Raw genomic sequence first — 22,262 nt, 5'->3', positions numbered from 1 at the left:
GCCCCGCTCGGGCCCCCTTTCTTGGGGGGGGGGGTTGTTTTAACCCGGGGGGGGGGCCCCCCGGGGGGGGGGGGCCCCCCGGGGGGGGGGGGGGGGGGGCCCCCCCCCCGCTCCCACGATCCCCCTCGATGGTGCAGAATGGCCGCACTTTCAATCTGCCAGGAGGGTAGCCCATGGAGGCTCTCGACGCATTGCTCAACCGTGTTTCCGTGCCACGCCTGACTGACCCGGCGCCCAATGCCGCCCAGCGCGAGGCGCTGTTCCAGGCCGCATTGCGTGCGCCAGATCATGGCCAACTGCGACCCTGGCGTTTCCTGACCATCGAAGGCCAGGGCCGGGAAAAGCTCGGCGAGCTGTTCGCCGAAGCCGTGCAAGCCAAGGGTGAAGCCACCCAGGCGGCGCTGGACAAGGCCCGGGCGATGCCGCTGCGCGCGCCGTTGCTGATCGTGGTGATCGCCCGGCTGCAGGACCACTTCAAGGTGCCTAAGATCGAGCAGCGCCTGGCCGCCGGCTGCGCCGCCCATGGCATCCTGATCGCCGCCCATGCCCAGGGTATCGGCGCGGTATGGCGCACCGGCGACATGGCCTTCGACGCCCATGTGCACAAGGGGCTGGGGCTTGCCGAGAACGAAGAGCTGATCGGTTACCTGTATGTCGGCACGCCAATGGCCGAGCCACGCACCGCGCCGATCCTGGAAACTGCCGAGTACGTCAGCGCCTGGGGCGAGTGATTGAGTGGGGCCGCTTTGCGGCCCCAGGATCTGTCAGCCAGCGCTGACCTCACGCGGCAGCTCCAGCGTAGCCACGAACCCACCCTGCGGGTGGTTCGCAAGCTTCAGGCTGCCACCATGGCGCTCCGCCGCCTTGCGTGCAATCGCCAGCCCCAGCCCATGTCCCGGCGCCTCTTGCCCCGGTGCCCGGAAGAATGGCTCCCCCAACTGCTCCAGATGTTCCGTCGCCACCCCCGGGCCGTGGTCGCGCACGCTTAACACGATGCGGTCCTGTTCGCGGCTGGCGCGCAGCTCGATTGGCTGTCCGGCCGGATTGAAGCGCAGCGCATTGCGCAGCAGGTTGTCCACCGCCCGTTCGATCAGCGTCGGCCAGCCATGCAGGGTCAGGCCCGGCTGCATCTCCAGGCGTACCTCCTGGTCTGGCGCTGACAGCTGGGCGTCCTTGCGCACGCCGCCCAGCAAGGCATTGAGGTCCACCGGCTCTGCATGCGCCTGCTCGGCATCGACTCGGGCCAGCACGAGGATTTCGCTGATCAGGGCTTCCAGGCGGTCGCATTCGCGGGTCAGGCGTGGCCACAAGGCCTGCCGCTGTTCGGGTTCGGCGCGCTCGGCCAGCGCCAGGGCGATGCGCAGCCGCGCCAGTGGCGAACGCAGTTCGTGGGACACATCGCGCAGCAGCTGGCGCTGGCTGCCGATCAGGCTCTGCAGGCGGGCGCCCATCTTGTTGAAGTCGTTGGCCAGCACGCCGAACTCGTCGCGGCGCACGGCCAGCCGCGCCAGGCTGTTCTGCTGGTAGCTGGTCTGCCCCAGGTCGTGCACGGCGCCGCGCAGGCGGCTGAGCGGGCGGGTAATCGACAGGGTTACCAGCAGGCTGAACAGGGTCAGCACCACCAAGGCTATGCCCAAGGCGCTGAGCGGCCAGATCAGGCTTTCGCGGTGCCAGGCGGCCAGCTCCGGGTGGGGGATACGGTAGATCAGCAGGTAGGTCTCACCGCTGCCGGGGCTGGTGTATTCCTCGGTCAGGCGGCGCCACGGCAGACGACGTTCGTCGTTGTGCTGGCGTGCCTCGAAGGCGGCGGCGCGGCGCGGGAAGGTGCCGGGGACCACGGCATCGCCGCTGTCGTCGAGCACCTGCACGTCGATCTTGTAGCGCTGCTTGCGCCGTTCCAGGAAGCGTTGCGACGACTCCAGGCCTTCCTGTTCGTAGTGCTGGGCCCAGTGGCTGGCCAGGTTGTTCAGGCCCGGGTGGCGACTGAGGATCCAGGTGTCCTGGTTGAGCATGTGCCCGAGCAGGATCGACAGCCCGGCGACCAGGGCGATGGCCAGCCAGAAGCTGGCCAGGATGCGCCAGAACAGTGAACGCAAGACAAGCACCTCCAGGAAATGGCGAAAGCCCGGCCCGCTGGGAAGCGGGCCGGGCATCGGGCTGACAGCTTACTGGGCCTTGCCGGTTTTTTCAGCCTTCCAGGCCTGGAACTCCTGCCACTCGGCCTTGCGCGCGGCGCGCTCCTTCTGCAGGTCGTCGAATTTCTTCTGCTGGTCGGGCTTGAGCAAGGCGCGGATCTGGCCTTCGGTCTTGTCGTGGCTGGCCTTGAGCTCGTCCTTCAGGGCTTTCTGCTCGGCCGCCGGCAGCTTGGCTATGTAGCGTTCGTTGATGTCGCGGCGCTGCTTCATCTGCTCGCCCATCAGCTTGCCGATCTGCTGGCGCTGGTCGCGGCTCAGGTCCAGCTGGGCGAAAGGCGCGTCACCGCGATGATGCGGGCCATCGTGGCGCGGGCCGCCTTCGGGCATGGCCATGGCCACGGTCGGCAGGGCGGCGGCGAACATCAGGGCGATAAGGGTCTTGCGCATGGTGTCTCTCCTTTCAGGGGCCGGTGGTTACCGGATGAGCCCAGTCTAGGGAGATCAAGGTCAAGGGCGGTCAGGCGAGGGTAAAGGCTGGGTAAAGATGGCAGGGCCGCGAAGCGGCCCCGGTTTTCCTACAGACTGTAGTAATAGCCGCGGCTGCGCAGGGCGACGATGCGCGGGCGGCCATCCGGGTGCGGCCCGATCTTCTTGCGCAGGTTGCTGACATGCATGTCCAGGCTGCGGTCATAAAGCGTGAGCTTGCGGCCCAGGCCGATCTGCGCCAGTTCCTGCTTGTCCAGCGGCTCGCCGGGTTGGCGCAGCAAGGCTTCGAGGATGCGGCTTTCCGACAGCGTGAGGGTCATCTCGCGCTGGTCGATGCTGACCACGCCGCGTACCGGGCTGAAGATCAGGTCGCCGATCTCCACCTGGCTGCTGGGCGCGCTGGGGTGGCTGCGGCGCAACACTGCGCGCAGGCGGGCGGTGAGCTCGCGGGGGTCGCAGGGCTTGGCCAGGTAGTCGTCGGCGCCCAGCTCCAGGCCAAGGATGCGGTCCAGCGGCTCGCCGCGGGCCGAAAGCATCAGCACCGGCAGGTCGGTGTGTTCGCTGCGCAGCTGTTTGAGCAGTTCCAGGCCGCTGCCATCGGGCAGCATGACATCCAGCACCACCGCCGCCGGGGCGTGGGTGGCCAAGGCCTGGCGCGCACTCTGGCCATCGTGGCAGGCGCGCACCGCAAACCCTTCCTGGGTCAGCCAGCTGCCGAGCAGCTCGCACAGTTCCTGGTCATCATCAATCAGTAACAGCTCGCTCATTTCTCACTCAATTCAACCATTGCCGGCGTCTTCTGTGTCCGCCGCTGGCTAAGATACCGCAGACTGCGGACAACAGTGCAACGGCCGAGCCGATCAGGAACCATTGCTGCTGGTCGGTCAGCGGGCTTTGCGGGGCGCTGGCGCCTGCCTGCAGTTCCTTGATCGTCAGCTTCAGTCGCTGGTTGTCCTGGCGCAGGCGGGCGAGCTGGGCGCTTTCACGCTCGCTGTCCTGGTTCTGCAGTTGCTGGGTCAGCGCCGTGCGCTGTTTCTCGCTCTCTTCCAGGCGCTGCTGCAAGTCGGTGATCCGCGCCCCGGCTTCCAGTGACAGCGGCTGTTCGGCCGCGGCGAAAGGGGACAGCAGCAACAGGCAAAGCAGCAGGGACATCGGACCTTGACGCATTGGAACTCCTGATTCGTATCGATTCAGGAGGTTGTCGGCCAGTCGTCGGATTTTATGAATAGTGCCGCGCGGGGTGTAGCTGGGAGCGGCTTCGTGGGCGCGGGCTTGCCCCTGCGAAGCCCGTCCCGGTAAAGCCTGTTACGGCAGGACTTGCTTGAACGGCTTGACCACGACCTTGGCGTACACGCCCGCGGCGATGTACGGATCGGCGTCGGCCCAGGCCTGGGCGGCGGCCAGCGAGTCGAACTCGGCGACGATCAGGCTGCCGCTGAAGCCGGCGGCGCCCGGGTCGTTGCTGTCGATGGCCGGGTGCGGGCCGGCGAGCACCACACGGCCTTCGGCCTTGAGCTGCTGCAGGCGCTCGATATGCGCGGGGCGGGCGGCCAGGCGGTTTTCCAGGGAGTTTTCGACGTCGCTGGCGATAATGGCGTAGAGCATGTCAGTCCTTGGGTTTGGAGGTGGAGGGATCGGCATCGTGCAGGTGGCGCGACAGGTAGACACCCTGGGCCACCAGGAACAGCACGGTCATGCCCAGGCTGCCGAATACCTTGAAGTCGACCCAGATGTCCTGGAAGGTGAAGGCGACGAACAGGTTGGCGGCGCCGCATACGAGGAAGAAGGCGATCCACGCCACGTTCAGGCGGTTCCACACTGTTTCTGGAAGTGTCAGGGCATGGCCCATGATGCGTTTGATCAGCACCCGGTCACCGATGAAGTGGCTGCCGGCGAACGCCAGGGCGAACAGCCAGTTGACCACGGGCGCCTTCCACTTTAGGAAGGTCTCGCTGTGGAAGGCCAGGGTCAGGCCACCGAACACCAGGCAGGCGACCAGGGTCAGCAACTGCCCCTTCTCCAGCTTGCCGTGGCGCAGGAACAGCGCGCCGTAGACCACCACGGAGCTGACGATCAGCATGGCGGTGGCGCTGTAGATCCCGCCGAACTCGAAGCCGTGGCCGGCGAATTCGACCGGGCGCGGGTCAAGCTTGTAGACGATGAAGAACAGCAGCAGCGGGATGAAATCGATGAATTGTTTCACAGTGGCAGCCAGAAGCGGGATGTGACGGCATAATAACAAACATCGATTCCTGCGAAAGCGCTCCTCCATGAATGTTGATCTGCACTGTCACAGCACGGCCTCCGACGGCGCCCTGTCGCCCACGGCACTGGTCGCCCGGGCCCATGAGCACGGGGTGCGCACGCTCTCGCTCACCGACCATGACACCCTTGAAGGCCTGCCGGAGGCGCGCCAGGCCTGCCTGGACAACGGCATGCAGTGGGTCAGCGGCGTGGAACTGTCGTGCACCTGGGGCGGCGCCACCATTCATGTGCTGGGTTACGACTTCCCCCTCGACGCACCGCCGTTGCTCGATGCCATCGCCAACCTGCACCGTGGTCGTTGGCTGCGCGCCGAGGAAATCGACCGCAAGCTGGCGGCCAAGGGCATGCCCGGCGCGCTGGACGGCGCGCGGGCGGTGCAGCAGGAACTGGGCGACAGCGGCAACGCCCCGGCGCGCCCGCATTTCGCTGAGTTCATGGTCCGCGCCGGCTTCGTCAAGGACCGCGGCGAGGCGTTCCGCAAGTGGCTGGGCGCCGGCAAGCTGGGTGACGTCAAGTTGCACTGGCCGACGCTTGCGGAAACTGTTGCGACGCTGCGTGAGTCGAATGCGTGGGTGAGCCTGGCCCATCCCATGCACTACGAACTGACCCGCAGCAAGCGCAGACGGCTGATTGCCGACTATATTCAGGCTGGAGGGCAGGCACTGGAAGTGGTCAACGGGATGATGCCGCCCGAGCAGGTGGGGACGATGTCGATCCTCACCCGTGAGTTCGGCCTGCTGGCAAGCGCCGGCAGCGACTTCCACGGCCCTGGCACCTGGGGCGAGATCGGTGCCTACCGGCCATTGCCTGAGGACCTGCCACCCCTGTGGCGCCGATTCCGACATGAACAACCTATGGCGGTATGAACAGGACGACTACGTGAGCCAATTTTTCCAGATTCATCCGGAGAACCCGCAGCCGCGCCTGATCAAGCAGGCCGTCGAGATCATCCGCAAGGGTGGGGTGGTGGTCTACCCGACCGACTCGGCCTATGCGCTGGGATGCCAGATTGGCAACAAGGCCGCGATCGAGCGGGTGCGCAAGTTGCGTGGTCTGGACAAGACCCACAACTTCACCCTGATGTGCTGCGACATGTCGCAGTTGGGGCTTTACGCCAAGGTCGATACGGGTACGTTTCGCCTGCTCAAGGCCCACGTGCCCGGGCCCTATACCTTCATCCTCAACGGCACCCGCGAGGTACCGCGCCTGCTGCTGCACGAGAAACGCCGGACCATCGGCCTGCGCGTGCCCAGGCATGAAATAACCTTGGCCTTGCTCGCAGAGCTTGGCGAGCCTTTGATGAGCGTCAGCCTGATCCTGCCCGGCGACGACGAGCCGATGGTCGATCCCTACGAGATCCGCGAGCGACTGGAGCATCACGTCGACTTGGTGATAGACGGCGGTTTCGGCGACCTCAAGGCCTCTACCATCATCGACTTGTCCGGCGACGAGCCGGAGCTGATTCGCGAAGGGTGCGGGGATCCGACGCCGTTCCTGGTCAACGCGTGAGCCAGGTGCAGGCACCTGAGGCGCCGGCCACGGAGGCGCAGACGCCGTTCCAGCTGCAACTTGCCCTGGTCTATGGCGAAGCCCTGACCGAGATGCCGGTCGACCTGTACATCCCGCCGGACGCCCTGGAAGTCTTCCTCGAAGCCTTCGAAGGCCCGCTGGATCTGTTGCTGTACCTGATCCGCAAGCAGAACGTGGACATTCTCGACATCCCCGTGGCGGAGATCACCCGCCAGTACATGAGCTATGTCGAGCTGATGAAGAGCGTGCGCCTGGAGCTGGCGGCCGAGTACCTGGTGATGGCCGCCATGCTTGCCGAGATCAAGTCGCGCATGCTGCTGCCGCGTTCCGGCGAGGTCGAGGAGGAGGAGGGCGACCCGCGCGCCGAACTGATTCGCCGGCTGCAGGAGTACGAGCGGTTCAAGGCCGCCGCCGAAGGTATCGACGAGTTGCCCAGAGTCGGGCGCGAAATCGTCGTGCCGCGCCTGGAGGCTCCGCAGGCCAAGGTGCGCAAGTTGTTGCCGGAGGTGGCGCTGGAAGAGATCCTGTTGTCCATGGCCGAGGTCATGCGCCGCAACGACCTGTTCGAGAGCCACCAGATCACCCGCGAGGTGCTGTCGACCCGCGAACGCATGAGCGAAGTGCTCGAGCGCCTCAAGGGCGGTGCCTTCGTGCCCTTCGTCGAGCTGTTCACCCGCGAGGAGGGCAAGCTCGGCGTGGTGGTGACCTTCATGGCGATTCTCGAGCTGGTGAAGGAATCCTTGATCGAACTGGTGCAGAATGAGCCCTTCGCCCCGATCCATGTCCGTGCCCGGGCAGAATGACCTGACAACTACCGATGAACCTGAACGAACCCCGTGAACTGGCGTCGCTGATCGAGGCCTTCCTGCTCGCCTCGGGCAAGCCGCAATCCCTCGAACGCCTGTACGAGCTGTTCGAGGAGGCCGAGCGCCCGACCCCCGCCGTTTTCAAGAAGGCCCTGGAGGTGCTGGGCAAGTCCTGCAGCGGCCGTGCCTTCGAACTCAAGGAAGTAGCGACCGGCTATCGCCTGCAGATCCGCGAGGACTACGCACCCTGGGTCGGCCGCCTCTGGGAGGAGCGGCCGCAGCGCTATTCCCGCGCACTGCTGGAAACCATGGCGCTGATCGCCTACCGCCAGCCCATCACCCGTGGCGAGATCGAGGACGTGCGGGGCGTGGCGGTCAACAGCAACATCATCAAGACACTCATGGAGCGCGAGTGGATTCGCATCGTCGGCTATCGCGAGGTACCCGGGCGACCGGCGATGTTCGCCACCACCAAGGCATTCCTCGATCATTTCAACCTCAAGAGCCTCGATGAGCTGCCGGCGTTGGCCGAGTTGCGCGAGCTGGAGGTGGAGCCCGCGGTCGATCCGGACGAGGCGCCGGTGCCCGCTCACCTGCAAGCCCTGGCCGATGCCAGCCTGGGCGAGGAGGGCGAGGAAATCGAGCCGAAGGAGGAAACCAGCTTCCGCTCGCTGCTGGTGGAGCTGGATGCGATGGAAGAAGGGCTCAAGATCGATTTCGATGATTTGCGCGATGAGGCTTCCATCGAGCCCGAGGACGAACCAAAGGCCTGACAGCCCGACTCTGTGGACGCCGGCTTGCCCGGCGATGAGGCCGGCACCGTCAATATGTGCCTTTGGGCAGAATCTGCTGGGCGATCGGCAAAAACCTTCTACCCTCCAGTGCGTTCCCTTGCTGAACCGCGTATGATGCGCGCCCGCTTTCACTACTACACCGGGAGGTGCCCAGATGAGTGACAAAGACCTGCAAGACCAACAACCCACCCCGCCGTCTGGCGAAAAACTGCAGAAAGTGCTGGCGCGCATCGGCGTCGGCTCGCGCCGTGACGTCGAGGCCTGGATCGGCCAGGGTCGTATCAAGGTCAATGGCGTCGAGGCCACCCTGGGCCTGCGCGTCGACCTGCACGACGCCATCACCGTCGACGGCAAGCTGATCAAGCGCGTCGAGGCCGCCGAGGCGACCCGCCGCGTGATCATGTACAACAAGCCCGACGGCGAGATCTGCACCCGTGACGACCCGGAAGGCCGCCCGACCGTGTTCGACCGCCTGCCGCGGCCGAAAGAGGGCCGCTGGATCAACATCGGTCGCCTGGACATCAACACCACCGGCCTGCTGCTGTTCACCACCGACGGTGAGCTGGCCAACCGCCTGATGCACCCGTCCTATGAAATGGACCGCGAGTACGCAGTGCGTGTGCGCGGCGAAGTCGACGACGACATGGTCGACCGGCTCAAGGCCGGTGTGGTGCTCGAAGATGGCCCGGCCAAGTTCACCGATATCCAGAAGGCGCCAGGTGGCGAAGGCTTCAACCACTGGTATCACTGCGTGGTGATGGAAGGCCGCAACCGTGAGGTGCGTCGCCTGTGGGAGTCCCAGGGCGTGGTCGTCAGCCGCCTGAAGCGCGTGCGTTTCGGTCCGGTGTTCCTGAACTCCGACCTGCCGATGGGCCGCTGGCGCGAAATGAGCCAGGGCGAGATCGACATACTCGCCGCGGAAGTCGGCCTGCAGCCGGTGGCACTGCCGGAAATGAAGCTCAAGGCCAAGGACAAGCTCGAGCGCCTGCAGCGCAAGTCGACCCGTCCGCTGGGGCGTGGCGAGCGCGTGCGTACCCTGCGTCCTGCCGCCGAAGGCCAAGCCGAGCGTCCGGCACGTGCGCCGCGTGAAGACGCAGCGCCGCGCAAGGGCAACCGCGGCAGCACGGTGGCCGAGCGTCCGAGCGAGATGCGCAAGCGTCCGTCCCGCCCTGAAGGTGACAAGCCGGCAGGCCGAGGTCGCGGCAAGCCGCGTGGCTGATTCGGTCCGGTAGCGAGAGAGCCAGCCTTCGGGCTGGCTTTTTTGTGCCTGCGGTAAATGGCCCATCGCGGGCCAAGCCCGCTCCCACGAATAGTGTGCGCATCGTGGGAGCGGGCTTGCCCCGCGATGGGGCGCAAAGCGGCCCCAAGTACCTGAATGGACAGAAGATTTCCCGCCCGGTGGCAAATTTTCAAGCCGCCTTGTAAAGAAAACTATACGATTCTGGGCGTTTTCCCCGGCTTACCTGTGCTTTTCCGTTCTTCGTCACAAAATCTTTCCAAAGCCTGCGCGCCAGAGCCTCCCCAGCCCCCTCCACCCCCTTCCCAAACCCCCGCCCAAGCGCTGAGATAGCGCCATTGCCGTGTGCAGAGCCAGGCAGGATCGCCAGGCACTTAAAACAACAAAATGGAGGCGCCATGCACGCCGATCACTCCGCCTTTTCAGGCCTTCACCCCAGGACCGCTGCGTTTTTTCCACAGGAAACGATGCAACGCGTTGACGCCTGCGCGTTTGCAGGGGTATACAATGCGCCGCGTTTTACCTGTGACTCCCTTGCGTACCGCGCACGCTTGCTGACACCCGGTTGATCCGCCCCTGGCCAGCAAGGCCACGAGCGACCTCCCGTCACAAGTATCCAAGGTAACCACCTTGCCCATTCCGCTGCGCCACGAGTGCGGTGGGTCCGATTCCGTCACAGATAAAAACAAGCAGGTGACTTCGTTCATGAGTGGACATAACTCACAGTCCGGCGAACTCAAGCGTGGCTTGAAGAACCGCCATATCCAATTGATCGCCCTGGGCGGCGCCATCGGCACCGGGTTGTTCCTGGGCTCGGCCGGCGTGATGAAGTCCGCCGGTCCGTCGATGATCCTCGGCTATGCGATCTGCGGCTTCATCGCCTTCATGATCATGCGCCAGCTCGGCGAGATGATCGTCGAAGAGCCGGTGGCCGGCTCCTTCAGCCATTTCGCGCACAAGTACTGGGGCGGTTTCGCCGGCTTCCTGTCGGGCTGGAACTGCTGGGTGCTGTATATCCTGGTGGGCATGTCGGAACTGTCGGCGGTGGGCAAGTACGTCCACTACTGGTGGCCGGAGATTCCGACCTGGGTAACCGCGGCGGCGTTCTTCCTGCTGATCAATGCGATCAACCTGATGAACGTGAAGTTCTTCGGCGAAGCCGAGTTCTGGTTCGCCATCATCAAGGTGGTGGCCATCGTCAGCATGATCGGCCTGGGTGCCTACCTGCTGACCAGCGGCAGCGGCGGTCCTGAAGCCTCGGTGACCAACCTGTGGGCCCATGGTGGTTTCTTCCCGCACGGTGTCAGCGGGCTGGTGATGGCGCTGGCGTTCATCATGTTCTCCTTTGGTGGCCTGGAGATGCTCGGCTTCACCGCCGCCGAGGCCGACAAGCCGAAGACCGTGATCCCCAAGGCGATCAACCAGGTCATCTATCGCATCCTGATCTTCTATGTCGGCGCCCTGGTGGTGCTGCTGTCGCTGACCCCATGGGACAACCTGGTGGCGAGCATTGACGCCTCCGGCGGCAGCTATGGCAGCAGCCCGTTCGTCCAGGTGTTCTCGTTGCTGGGCAGCGACGTGGCGGCCCACCTGCTGAACTTCGTGGTCCTGACCGCGGCGCTGTCGGTGTACAACAGCGGCACCTACTGCAACGCCCGCATGCTGCTAGGCATGGCTGAGCAAGGTGATGCGCCAGCGGCGCTGGCCAAGGTTGACCGCCGTGGCGTGCCGGTACGTTCGATCCTGGTCTCGGCAGCCGTGACCCTGATTGCGGTGCTGCTCAACTACCTGATGCCGCAGAATGCCCTGGAGCTGCTGATGTCGCTGGTGGTGGCGACCTTGGTGATCAACTGGGCGATGATCAGCTACTCGCACCTGAAGTTCCGCCAGCATCTCGACCGCACCGGTCAGAAGCCGCTGTTCAAAGCGCTGTGGTACCCGTACGGCAACTACCTGGTGCTGGCGTTCGTGGTGCTGATCCTGGGCATCATGCTGCAGATTCCGGGTATCCAGGTGTCGGTGTACGCGATGCCGGTGTGGCTGGTGGTGATGTATGTGGCCTACCAGCTGAAGAGCAAGCGTGGCTCCCAGGCCAATGGCGCTGCTGGCAGCATCGCCAAGTAAGCGCTGAGGCGCACCAACAAAAAACCCGATGCCGAGTAACCGGCATCGGGTTTTTTGTTGCCTGTGCCGGCCTCAGATCTGTTCGAGCAACCAGCCACGAAACGCTCGCAGCGATGGCAGTGCCTCGTTCCTGGGCGGATAGATCAGGTAGTAGCTGCGCTGGCTGGCGAAGGGCTCACCCGGGCTGAACAGCTCGCCACTGGCCAGTTCGTCCGCCACCAGTATGCGCGGCACCAGGCCGATGCCGATCCCGGCGCGCACGGCCTGGATCAGGTGCGAGGTCAGCTCGAAGCTTGGCCCCAGGCGCATGGCGCGGTGGGGCAGGGCATGGTGGGAAAACCACTCGCCCCAGGCATGGGGGTTGTTGGCGACGTTGAGCAGTACTTCCTCGCTGATCCTTTGCGGGTTCCATTGGTCGTCCGCCATGGCTTGCGGCGGCAGGATCACCACCAGTTCCTCGGCATGCAGGCGATGGCAGATCAGCCCGGGCAAGTCATGGCTGGCAACGCCGATGGCCGCGTCGATCTCGCTGGTGTCGAAGTTGATGGCTTCGATACGTGAATGAATGTGCACCAGCATGCCGGGGTGGGCGCTGTAGAAGGCATGCAGGCGCGGCAGCAGCCATTTCGAGCCGAAGGTCGGCAGCGTCGCCAGGCGCAGGGTGCCGACGCCGGACTGATAGGCCAGTGCCTGCAGGGTGGCGCTGCGGATGCGGCCGAGGGCCTCGCTGAGTTCGCGCTGGTAGAGGCGGCCGACGTCAGTCAAATTCACCTGGCGGCCCTCGCGACGGAACAGTGTCAGCCCCAGTTGTTGCTCCAGTGCCTGCACCTGGCGGCTCACCGCGCTCTGGGTCAGCGACAGTTCGGCGGCGGCGCGGGTATAGCTTTCATGCCGCGCGGCGGCCTCGAAGGCCAGCAAGAGCGACATCGAAGGGGTGAGGTGGCGGTAATTCATTCATAAAGCTCATCGATAGCGGCAGGAATATCCGTTTGCCCCTGGCGTGAAACTACAGGAACATTGACGTATTCGAAATCCTCCCATGATCCATTCATGCCGGAGCGACAAGATTTCCGTGAATTAGCCGATATCAAAGAGGCATCCTTCGATGATCGCCCAGCTGCCGCCCCGCGCGCCCGCCGCCCAATACCCCGAATTCCTAGAAGCCCTGAGAAGCAGCGGCTTCCGTGGCCAGATCAGCGCCGACTACGGCACCCGCACCGTGCTGGCCACCGACAACTCGATCTACCAGCGCCTGCCCCAGGCGGCGGTGTTCCCGCTGGACGCCGACGACGTGGCGCGGGTCGCCACGCTGATGGCCGAGCCGCGATTTCGTGACATCAAGCTGACCCCGCGTGGCGGTGGTACCGGCACCAACGGCCAGTCGCTGACCGACGGCATCGTCGTCGACCTGTCGCGGCATATGAACACCATTCTCGAAATCAACGTCGAGCAGCGCTGGGTGCGGGTGCAGGCGGGCGTGGTCAAGGACCAGCTCAATGCCGCGCTCAAGCCCCACGGGCTGTTCTTCGCGCCAGAACTGTCCACCTCCAACCGCGCCACCGTCGGCGGCATGATCAACACCGACGCCAGTGGCCAGGGCAGCTGCACCTACGGCAAGACCCGCGACCACGTGCTCGAATTGCACAGCGTGCTGCTCGGCGGTGAGCGCCTGCACAGCCTGCCGATCGACGACGCGACGCTGGAACAGGCCTGCGCCGCGCCCGGCCGGGTCGGTGCGGTGTACCGCATGGCCCGCGAGATCCAGGAAACCCAGGGCGAGCTGATCGAGAGCACCTTCCCCAAGCTCAATCGCTGCCTGACCGGCTACGACCTGGCGCACCTGCGCGACGATCAGGGCCGCTTCAACCTCAACAGCGTGCTGTGCGGGGCCGAGGGCTCGCTGGGCTATGTGGTCGAGGCCAAGCTCAATGTGTTGCCGATCCCCAAGTACGCGGTGCTGGTCAACGTGCGCTACACCAGTTTCATGGACGCCCTGCGCGACGCCAATGCGCTGATGGCGCACAAGCCACTGTCGATCGAGACCGTCGACTCCAAGGTGCTGATGCTGGCGATGAAGGACATCGTCTGGCACAGCGTCGCCGAATACTTCCCGGCCGACCCCGAGCGCCCCACCCTAGGCATCAACCTGGTGGAGTTCTGCGGTGACGAACCGGACGAGGTCAATGCCCGGGTCCAGGCCTTCGTCGCGCACCTGCAGGCCGACAAGGGTGTCGAGCGCCTGGGCCACACCCTGGCTGAAGGCGCCGAAGCGGTGACCCGCGTCTATGTGATGCGCAAGCGCTCGGTGGGGCTGCTGGGCAACGTCGAGGGCGAAGTGCGCCCGCAGCCGTTCGTCGAGGACACCGCGGTTCCGCCGGAGCAACTGGCCGATTACATTGCCGACTTCCGTGCATTGCTCGATGGCTATGGCCTGGCCTACGGCATGTTCGGCCATGTCGATGCCGGTGTGCTGCACGTGCGCCCGGCGCTGGACATGAAAGACCCGGCCCAGGCCGCGTTGGTCAAGCCGATATCCGATGCCGTGGCGGCGCTGACCAAGCGCTATGGCGGCCTGCTGTGGGGCGAGCACGGCAAGGGCCTGCGCTCTGAGTATGTGCCGGAGTACTTCGGCGAGCTGTACCCGGCGCTGCAGCGCCTCAAGGGCGCGTTCGACCCGCATAACCAGCTCAACCCCGGCAAGATCTGCACCCCCCCGGACAGCGCCGAAGGCCTGACCCCGGTGGATGGCGTGACCCTGCGCGGCGACCTCGACCGCAGCATCGATGAGCGCGTGTGGCAGAGCTTCGGCAGCGCCGTGCACTGCAACGGCAACGGCGCCTGCTACAACTACGACCCCAACGACGCGATGTGCCCGTCGTGGAAGGCCACCCGAGAACGCCAGCACTCGCCCAAGGGCCGTGCCTCGCTGATCCGTGAGTGGCTGCGCCTGCAGGGCGAGGCGAACATCGATGTGCTCGCCGCCGCCCAGCGCAAGGCCTCCTGGCTCAAGGGGCTGCCGGCGCGGCTGCGCAACAGCCGTACGCGCCGCCAGGGCCAGGAAGACTTCTCCCACGAGGTGTACGACGCCATGGCTGGCTGCCTGGCGTGCAAGTCCTGCGCGGGGCAGTGCCCGATCAAGGTCAATGTGCCGGACTTCCGTTCGCGCTTCCTCGAGCTGTACCACGGCCGCTACCAGCGTCCGCTGCGCGACTACCTGATCGGTTCACTGGAGTTCACCATTCCCTACCTGGCCCATGCGCCGGGCTTGTACAACGCAGTGATGGGCTCGAAGTGGGTGAGCCGCTTGCTCGCGGACAAAGTCGGCATGGTCGACAGCCCGCTGATCAGCCGCTTCAACTTGCAGTCCACCCTCACGCGCTGCCGTGTCCAGATGGCCAGCGTGCCGGCCCTGCGGGAGCTGACCCCGGCCCAGCGCGAGCGCAGCATCGTGCTGGTGCAGGACGCCTTCACCCGCTACTTCGAGACGCCGCTGCTGGCCTCGTTCATCGAGCTGGCCCATCGCCTGGGGCACAAGGTGTTCCTCGCGCCCTACAGCGCCAACGGCAAGCCGCTGCATGTGCAGGGCTTCCTCGGTACCTTCGCCAAGGCGGCGATCCGCAACGCCACCCAGCTCAAGGCCCTGGCCGACTGCGGGGTGCCGCTGGTGGGGCTGGACCCGGCGATGACCCTGGTCTATCGCCAGGAGTACCAGAAGGTCGACGGAGTGCAGTGCCCTACGGTGCTGCTGCCTCAGGAATGGTTGGTGAATGTGCTACCCGAGCGGGCGCCGGCCAAGGCCGACAGCTTCCGCCTGCTGGCTCACTGCACCGAGAAGACCAACGTGCCGGCCAGCACCAGGCAGTGGGAGCAGGTGTTTGCCCGTCTGGGTCTGAAGCTGGTGACCGAGGCCACTGGCTGCTGTGGCATGTCCGGCACCTACGGGCATGAGGCGCGCAACCAGGCCACCTCGAAGACCATTTTCGAGCAGTCCTGGGCGACCAAGCTGGACAAGGCGGGGGAGGCACTGGCGACCGGCTATTCGTGCCGTAGCCAGGTCAAGCGGATGACCGAGAAGCAGCTGCGCCACCCGCTGGAAGTGGTGCTGCAGTTCGCGCAGCGCTAGTGATATTGTCGGGGCCGTTATGCGGCCCAATCGCCGGCAAGCCGGCTCCCACTCTGATCGCATAAGCCCGAGCCATGCGCTAACCCTGTGGGAGCCGGCTTGCCGGCGATGAGGCCGGTGAAGCTACAGCCGAATCAGGATTAATGTGCACTTTGGCGCATCCGCCGGGCCTGGCGATACAGGTACAAGCTCAACACCAGCCCGCATCCCGCTGCCGCTGCCGCGAACAGGAAAATCGAGGCAAAGCCGAAGCCTGCTGCCACGGCCCCCACCAAGGGTCCAGTGATGCCCAGCGACAGGTCGATGAACAGCGAGTAGGCCCCCACCGCCGCGCCACGGTTGGCCGCCGATACCTGATTGACCGCCTCCACCCCCAGTGCCGGGAACACCAGCGAGAAACCGAAGCCGCTCAACGCGGCGCCGGCCAGGGCCAGTCCGGGCGTCGGCGCCAGCCAGAGCATCAGCAAGCCCAGGGTTTCTACCGACAGGCAGGCGATAGCCACGCGAAAGCCGCCGATGCGGTTGATCAGGTTGCCGAACAGCAGCCGCGCACAGATGAAGCTGGCACCGAACAGGCTCAGGGTCAGCGCGGCGTCGGGCCAGCCGCGGCTGGCGTAGTACAGGGTGATGAAGGTGGCGATGGTGCCGAAACCGATCGAGCCCAAGGCCAGCCCCGAGCCATGCGGGAAAACCTTGCCCAGCACGCGCAGGAATGGCAGCCGCACCCCTGCCACCACCGGCGCGGCGCGCTTGGGCCAGGCCAGTAGTAGGCCAAGGATGCCGAGCAGGATGATGCTCGCGCCCATGCTCCACAGCCCCAGGTGCTTGACCATCACCACGCCCAGCGGCGCGCCGATGGCCAATGCGCCATAGCTGGCGATGCCGTTCCAGGAAATCACCTTGGCGGTGTTCTGCGAGCCGACCCGGCCAATCCCCCAGCCAATCGAACCCGAGCCTACCAGGCTTTCGGCGCTGCCCAGCACCAGGCGACCAATCAGCAGGCAGGCCAGGCTCAGCCAGGGCAGGTGGGTGAGGAAGCTGCAGGCCAGCATGAACACGCCGCTCAGGCCACAGCCGAACAGGCCGTACATGACCGCTTTCTTGCTGCCCAGGTTGTCGATGATGCGGCTGGCAGTAGGGCGGCTGAGCAGGGTGGCCAGGTACTGCACGCTGATCACCAAGCCGGCGACCACGGCGCTGAAACCCAGGTCGTTGTGCACGTAGCCAGGCAGCACGGCCAGGGGAATGCCGATGTTCAGGTAGCCGATGAAGGTGAACAGGACGATGGCCACCACCTGGGCGGTGGTCCTTGGTGAAGAAAGGTGAAGCTGGGGCATGTAGGGTTCCAATCGTGGTGAAGCTGAGGCTTCGCCATGATAGCCATCTCGACCCAGGCTGGGTATGAAGCTTGGATCGAGAGGGGGATGAGGCGGCCGCGGTCGTCAAGACCGAGCCACGGTTATCACCTGAGTCTGAGCGGGGTCAGATTGGATACTGGTCCAGGTAGGTCACCCAGAAGTCGGCGTCGGCGTAGTTGAGCCTCAGTTGAGGGAGCACCACCCCCCCGCAGGATCTGCAGGTATCCATTCGAGTAAACATATGGATTGAGTAGATGCTGTTCGAGGGGTGTTTATCCTTGAGGATGGTTGCAATCAGGCGTTCCGAATCCAGATAGCGGTCATACGTTCGAACCGACACCCTACCCGAATGTCGCACAACGGGGAGGCTGACGATGTCTGGATCAGGTGCGCGGTTATGCATCAGCGCACCGGCATCGATGTAGGTGGTATCGCCTACGTTGTGGCTGTTTACGTCGGGCGTATAGGGTTTGAGATGTAATCCTTCCGCTCGTTTGCCGCCAGCTAATGCGTAATAGACGAATTTTTTTCCATCCTTGGTGACAATCGAAGCAAACGCCAAGTTGCTGTTGTTCATCTGCTGGCCAATCATTACAGCGACATCGCGCTGGGCGATATTATTGACCGTCAATGGCACCCAAAGCTGCTCCCTCCCTTGAATCGGCAGCAGCTCATTCAGGGTTTCGACGATGCTGTTTTTTTCGGCGATATTGCGTTGAGTGATGGGCTTCCAGTCTGAAATCAGACTTCTTGTTTCGTTTATAAGACCTTGTTGGGCGTGCTCCCCCGAGAGGATGTTTTCTGCATAGTGAAGCATTTCATTGCGTTCATTGTTGTCGAGGCACCATCGCGCATATGCTTGGTAGTCCTTGTTGGCGGGGGAGGCCGCAAGCCACGCCTGCAGCCCTGGCTCACGTTTCGCCACGAGGGCGCAGTACAGCAGCTTGGCAATATTGTCTCGATCGGTTGAACTGCCGGGTCGCTCGGCGACGAATCGGTACTGATTGGACAGGCGCAAGTACTCGTCGATTTCACTGGCGTCGGTCACTGGGGTAAATGTGAGTGCTCCCGGGCCTTGAGGGGTTTTATAAAACTTACCGTTGTCTACTTCCACGTAGATGCTTTTTTGCGCGTTCCATTCCATATTGAGCCCGCGTAAGCGTCGTTTATCCACGATCTGTTCTGATACTTGTTCCAGTTCTACGACTGGAACGTGGGGGTTGATTGCCTTGGCCTGCGTGCCACTGATCGCGGGTGATAGGCCGAAGTTACGCTCTCTGGACATGCGGCCGTTGATCTGGGGTAGGTAAGTCGGTGTGTTGGGTAGCCCCAGGCTGCTGCATTGCTCCGTGCTCAGTGCAAGCAGTTTCTTTTCCCTTGTGAACTGGACAGGCCGTGTTCCCTTGATGGGCGCATGGTCCCATTTGCAAAACTTTCCTTCGTGAACCAGCAGATCCAGCGAGGTGGCCGAACTCAGGTCCGTGGCCGCGATGTTTCGGCGCTCAAGATGAAACTCCCTCGCCTCGAATGCCTGGCTGATTTCCTGCCCGCGTGTCAGTGGGGGCTGATTGGGAAGCGTGCGTTCGACGGGAAGGCTGATCAACTTGGTGAATGGTGTGCAAGAGACCTCCTCCAGGTCGCGCCTGAGACGACAGGTCACCTCCGAGGCTGATATGGCCTCCAGGTCGCTGACTGGTGTATTGGATAGTTGCGTCAGGCAAGGTTCGGGCAGGTTGGCATCGAGGTGGTAGTCGTGACCATCAATCTGGATGTCGTAGTGCGCTGCACCCTTGTAACGAACCCGCAGACGACATGCTTCAGCAATAGCCAGGCTTATCTTGTCGTCTTCGGACATGACGCCTGCGATACGTGTCGGATAATGCCCTGGACTAATCGAGCCCAGGCTTTTCAAGGGTGTCAATGAAGGTGCTTGTGCCGTTCCTTCGACGATAAGCCTAGGTCCGTAGGGCAGGTTGTCGTGTGGATCAAGCAGTTTGTAACTTGTTTTTTCTGGGGTGCCTAGATCCTGCACGAGGCAGTTTTCGGTATTTCCCACCTGCATCAGGACGTTCTCTGAGTAGGGATGCGCCCTCTCACTCAAGACTTTCAGGGCAATGCTGTATGCACCCTCTTGCGTCATGTGCACCAGTGGAGGGGTTCCTCGCAGGTCGTGCAACCAACGCAGCGCAGGCTGCGCGAGCTTTTCCCAGGACTTTACGGATAGCCAGCGTGCAAGTCGGCCCATATCTCTATATACGAGAACCGGGCTTTGCTGGGCCAAATGGCTGACCAGCTCCACGATAGCGCTGCTCATTGCTTCGCAAGTGGCTCGCAAGCTGAGGCGACCGGCTGTACGTATGATTGTCGCGCTCGAGGCAATGAACTTGCCTGCCGGTATCAGGACGCCTATCGAATCCATTACGCACCCTGCGATCACACCTGCCGAGTGATCACCTTCCGCCAGATCGGAAATGCAGCCATAGAAAGGCAGGATCGCACGCGCGAGGAATTCAGCGATCTTCTTCTCCAGTGCGATCATCTCTTCCCATGGGGTGGTGTGAGTGTGATCTGCCTTGAACTGCGCCAGCGTGGATGCGTAGAGGTGCGCTGTCGCAGTAGTGGCCAATGCCTGGAAAAAGTCGGCCTCACTGGCCTGGTGCGCATAGACCCGTCTCGATGCTGCAATCAGTTTGCCCTTGCGTGGCGTCTGGAGCTGATTCGCCAGGCGCGAGGGGGTTCCGTTGAGATAGGCATCACTGTCCAGGGGTTGCAACGGGGTCGCGCGGGCCTGGAGTTCGCGGTCGTGGTTCCCCCAGTGCTTGTCCATCGTCTCGACAATATTGCCGCTAAAACCGGTGTTCGGCTCAACCCTGTAACTGAATTGCTGGTTGCAAGGACGAAGTGCACCGGCACTGGGTGTGAGTTCGAAGAAATACTCTTTACTGGCGTCGTGACTATCGAAATCTTCTCGGTGGTCGCCAGGTTGGCAACGGATGAACAGGCCTTGGATTCCTGTTTGCTCCTCGCTGTCCGACGGTGTGTTGAACGCTACCCGGCTCACTTCACAGGTGGAGGTATAAAGCTGTGTGCGCAAAGCTTGCGGCAGTTCCATGAACAGGCGCTTGATCAGGCGTGCATGAGCTTGCTGCCAGTCGGCCTTGAACGTTTCGAAGGCCTGCTCATACAGCGTTGGAACTGTGCTTTTCCCGGCCCGATAGATATCGCCGGACATGACTAACTGGGTCAGGTTTTCGATGATTGGCCGCTGGCTTGGTGCGCCGACATCGTCCGCGAACCCGGGAGTGGTGATGGTGTGGTGCCAGGTGTAAAAAGTCGCTCTGACCAAGCCCTGGGCACTCAGGTAGCGCCATGTTCCATCGGTTTCGATCGGTTTGTCCCAATATTGCCTGTCAACACCGGCCTGGCTTAATTGTTCTTCGGCCAGCGTTTTGCGGTCCGGTGGCGTCATGGCGAGCTGGCTTGCATCTTCAGCAAAGGACTTTTGTGCGTCTGCGGTGAACTCCAGCGCACGCTGAATCTGATGTGCCGTTGCTTGCCCGATGTCCTCAACCGTCAAGTCTGCAAGCGCGCCATGGGCCTTCGCATAGCGCAATGCCGGCAGGGCCAGGGCGTTGCTCCAGTGCCGCTGTACCTGTTCATCATCAGAGGCACTCAAGTCGCTGGCCAATGTGACAACTTTGTCAAATGAGGCTCTGCAACTGGCGCCGGGCATCATCGCTTCAAGCAGCCTGGCACCGTGAATCAGCGCAACGCTTTGCAGAGAACGGCCATAGTAGAGCCAGTCGGGTGTGCCGGTAACAAGCAGTTCGGGAGCGATTTCGCGAAGCAGCAGGTATTCGAGCAGCTCCAGTGCGGCCGGGGAAATGCCAGGATTGCGCTCAGTGATAGCGTTGCAGATTTTATTACGCAATTGCAGGTGGTTGTACTCGGATACCCAGTGGCCCTGAAAGTCTTCGGCCACCGAGCGATTCGACTGCGTCCGCGGCCCCAAAAAGTGATCGATGATTGCTCGGCTTGCCAGTGCTTGTGTCGCACGCGGGGATGCGGACTCTCCAACAGAGGCACCATACCAACCTGCAAGTCCGAGTAGGGGGCGGAAAACGTCTGCAAACTGCAGTGACCGCATCATCAATTGCCAGGCTTGCGGGGCAGGCATCAGCAAATGTCGCTTGTCTTGCTTGCGCTCGCAGAGCAGTTCAAAGCCTGCGTTCGTGAACAATTCGTCGATGGAGCAGTCGTCAGACCAGTCGTTGAAGGCGAGTGGCGTACTCGTCAGGGCTCGACTGTCAGGCAAAGGTTCGAGCGGGGAGGGGGCAAGCGTTGTTGGTGTAAGGGGCAACAGCAAGGAGGCTAATCGAAGGCAGCCTGTGCTACTTAGTGACGGGTGCACCTGCTTCAGTTTGTTTGCAAAGGAAAACGCCTGCATGCCCCGGGCGCGTTGAGCATTTTCAAGGGTGAGCTTCACCCAGGCTTCAGTATTTCCGTGTACTGCATGGAGTGCCACTTTCCTGAGAAGTCGGACGCCCAGATCCTGAGTATGGGCCTTGCTCCATTCAACCGGTGGGCTGTTATCGTGAGAACGATCTTCATCCACCCAGGTCGGTATCTGTGAGGCGGCAGCAAGCGCCTTGATACGAAGCTTCATCATGGGCTGGGTGAGGTGCATGTTTCGGGAAAGTATCAGTGCTTTATCTTCGTACTCTGCTGTGGTGGGCAGTAATTCTTCAAGCGTCGTGACCAGGGATGCCAAGGCTGACAGGGCCGGGCTCAATTCGTATGCCGTAAGGCCCTGCAACAGGTTTTCAGCAGGGCATTGCGCAAGCCAATCGCTAGCAAGGTCTCGGCGCTGACCACGCTTGAACTGCAGCATCCACATCTGCAATGAGCTGGGCACGCCGGCCAGCAGTTCGCCCAGTTCGAAAAATGCCTCCTTGCCCAGCCGGGCAGCCTCTGTACTCGGCATGTTTTCACCAAACAACAAGTTATCCAGCTGCTTTCTCGCGGTATCCGTTTTAATCGAGGCTTCATTAAGCCATGCGAGGCGGGCAAAAAAATGGTGGATGTGGCGGGGTGTCAGGGTTTCCGGTGCAACGCTCAATACTGCGGCAACCAGCGCGTAGGTCTTCGTGTTGCCGTACAGATCCATAAGATTGGTAAAGAAGAAGCGTGGGTCTTCAGGGAACTGCGTGTTGTTGTCCAGCAGGAATCTGAGAGTGAGGTGAACTGCCCTGATCGGATCGTGCGCCTCACGTGGCGCGCTCAGGGGAATGTCCAAGTTGTCGGCGACCAGTACAGGAGCAGATGCCTGGATGTTGTTATCCATGTCTTCATCAGTCGAGTGCCAGCTTGTTACATGTGTTCGGATTCTTTCCAGCAGTTGCGA

The 22,262-nt window shown here is 63.0% G+C and carries 17 protein-coding genes; 8 read left to right on the top strand and 9 right to left on the bottom strand.

Annotated features, from left to right (window positions below):
* Nucleotides 1–173: 173 nt before the first annotated feature.
* Nucleotides 174–731, top strand: a complete 558-nt coding sequence (locus ACVWY1_RS16800) for an NAD(P)H nitroreductase (protein WP_038706586.1) — start codon at nucleotides 174–176, stop codon at nucleotides 729–731.
* Nucleotides 732–764: 33 nt separating this feature from the next.
* On the opposite strand, the gene ACVWY1_RS16795 is transcribed toward ACVWY1_RS16800, so the two are convergent.
* From ACVWY1_RS16795 to ACVWY1_RS16770, 6 genes are all read right to left on the bottom strand, one after another.
* A complete protein-coding gene (locus ACVWY1_RS16795) occupies nucleotides 765–2,153 on the bottom strand; it encodes a sensor histidine kinase (protein ID WP_430944984.1) in 1,389 nt (462 codons plus the stop codon).
* 12 nt (nucleotides 2,154–2,165) lie between these two features.
* Nucleotides 2,166–2,582 carry a Spy/CpxP family protein refolding chaperone gene (locus ACVWY1_RS16790; RefSeq protein ID WP_023632412.1) on the bottom strand — a complete coding sequence of 139 codons (417 nt, stop codon included), beginning with the start codon at nucleotides 2,580–2,582 and terminating at the stop codon, nucleotides 2,166–2,168.
* 128 nt (nucleotides 2,583–2,710) lie between these two features.
* Nucleotides 2,711–3,388 (bottom strand): response regulator transcription factor, encoded by a 678-nt coding sequence (locus ACVWY1_RS16785; RefSeq protein ID WP_038706585.1) that lies wholly within the window; start codon nucleotides 3,386–3,388, stop codon nucleotides 2,711–2,713.
* Nucleotides 3,389–3,395: 7 nt separating this feature from the next.
* Nucleotides 3,396–3,788, bottom strand: a complete 393-nt coding sequence (locus tag ACVWY1_RS16780; protein ID WP_102684315.1) for a translation initiation factor 2 — start codon at nucleotides 3,786–3,788, stop codon at nucleotides 3,396–3,398.
* 138 nt (nucleotides 3,789–3,926) lie between these two features.
* Nucleotides 3,927–4,226: a YciI family protein gene (locus tag ACVWY1_RS16775; RefSeq protein WP_038706584.1), complete on the bottom strand. Its 300-nt coding sequence runs from the start codon at nucleotides 4,224–4,226 to the stop codon at nucleotides 3,927–3,929.
* Between the two features lies 1 nt (nucleotide 4,227).
* Nucleotides 4,228–4,824 carry a septation protein A gene (locus ACVWY1_RS16770; RefSeq protein WP_023631974.1) on the bottom strand — a complete coding sequence of 199 codons (597 nt, stop codon included), beginning with the start codon at nucleotides 4,822–4,824 and terminating at the stop codon, nucleotides 4,228–4,230.
* 67 nt (nucleotides 4,825–4,891) lie between these two features.
* Between ACVWY1_RS16770 and ACVWY1_RS16765 the strand changes: the two genes are divergently transcribed.
* The 6 genes from ACVWY1_RS16765 to ACVWY1_RS16740 all read left to right on the top strand — a co-directional run bounded on the left by ACVWY1_RS16765 (nucleotide 4,892) and on the right by ACVWY1_RS16740 (nucleotide 11,377).
* Nucleotides 4,892–5,752: a PHP domain-containing protein gene (locus ACVWY1_RS16765; protein WP_110701017.1), complete on the top strand. Its 861-nt coding sequence runs from the start codon at nucleotides 4,892–4,894 to the stop codon at nucleotides 5,750–5,752.
* 13 nt (nucleotides 5,753–5,765) lie between these two features.
* A complete protein-coding gene (locus ACVWY1_RS16760) occupies nucleotides 5,766–6,395 on the top strand; it encodes an L-threonylcarbamoyladenylate synthase (protein WP_102684322.1) in 630 nt (209 codons plus the stop codon).
* Between the two features lie 125 nt (nucleotides 6,396–6,520).
* A complete protein-coding gene (locus ACVWY1_RS16755) occupies nucleotides 6,521–7,219 on the top strand; it encodes a segregation and condensation protein A (protein ID WP_167659462.1) in 699 nt (232 codons plus the stop codon).
* A gap of 14 nt (nucleotides 7,220–7,233) precedes the next feature.
* The gene (gene scpB / locus ACVWY1_RS16750) at nucleotides 7,234–7,995 is read left to right on the top strand and encodes an SMC-Scp complex subunit ScpB (RefSeq protein WP_277505321.1); all 762 of its coding nucleotides are present in this window, start codon (nucleotides 7,234–7,236) and stop codon (nucleotides 7,993–7,995) included.
* Between the two features lie 175 nt (nucleotides 7,996–8,170).
* Nucleotides 8,171–9,235, top strand: coding sequence for a 23S rRNA pseudouridine(2605) synthase RluB (gene rluB / locus ACVWY1_RS16745; protein WP_038706581.1), 1,065 nt, complete (start codon nucleotides 8,171–8,173; stop codon nucleotides 9,233–9,235).
* 723 nt (nucleotides 9,236–9,958) lie between these two features.
* On the top strand, nucleotides 9,959–11,377 hold the full coding sequence (locus ACVWY1_RS16740; protein ID WP_023632492.1) for an amino acid permease: 1,419 nt from the start codon (nucleotides 9,959–9,961) through the stop codon (nucleotides 11,375–11,377).
* A gap of 72 nt (nucleotides 11,378–11,449) precedes the next feature.
* On the opposite strand, the gene ACVWY1_RS16735 is transcribed toward ACVWY1_RS16740, so the two are convergent.
* Nucleotides 11,450–12,331 carry a LysR substrate-binding domain-containing protein gene (locus ACVWY1_RS16735; RefSeq protein WP_139673426.1) on the bottom strand — a complete coding sequence of 294 codons (882 nt, stop codon included), beginning with the start codon at nucleotides 12,329–12,331 and terminating at the stop codon, nucleotides 11,450–11,452.
* Between the two features lie 151 nt (nucleotides 12,332–12,482).
* Here ACVWY1_RS16735 and ydiJ point away from each other — a divergent pair, with 151 nt between their 5' ends.
* Entirely contained in the window at nucleotides 12,483–15,500 is a 3,018-nt protein-coding gene (gene ydiJ, locus ACVWY1_RS16730; RefSeq protein ID WP_258600132.1) for a D-2-hydroxyglutarate dehydrogenase YdiJ, read from the top strand.
* A gap of 140 nt (nucleotides 15,501–15,640) precedes the next feature.
* Here ydiJ and ACVWY1_RS16725 read toward each other — a convergent pair whose 3' ends face one another.
* Both ACVWY1_RS16725 and ACVWY1_RS16720 read right to left on the bottom strand, forming a co-directional pair.
* A complete protein-coding gene (locus tag ACVWY1_RS16725) occupies nucleotides 15,641–16,837 on the bottom strand; it encodes an MFS transporter (protein ID WP_258600134.1) in 1,197 nt (398 codons plus the stop codon).
* 145 nt (nucleotides 16,838–16,982) lie between these two features.
* Nucleotides 16,983–22,202, bottom strand: a complete 5,220-nt coding sequence (locus ACVWY1_RS16720; RefSeq protein WP_457378522.1) for a deaminase domain-containing protein — start codon at nucleotides 22,200–22,202, stop codon at nucleotides 16,983–16,985.
* Between the last annotated feature and the right edge of the window lie 60 nt (nucleotides 22,203–22,262).

Source organism: Pseudomonas sp. TE6288, assembly GCF_054062095.1.
Note: the sequence above shows the minus strand (reverse complement) of the source record. Positions and strands in the feature narration are given on the sequence as shown.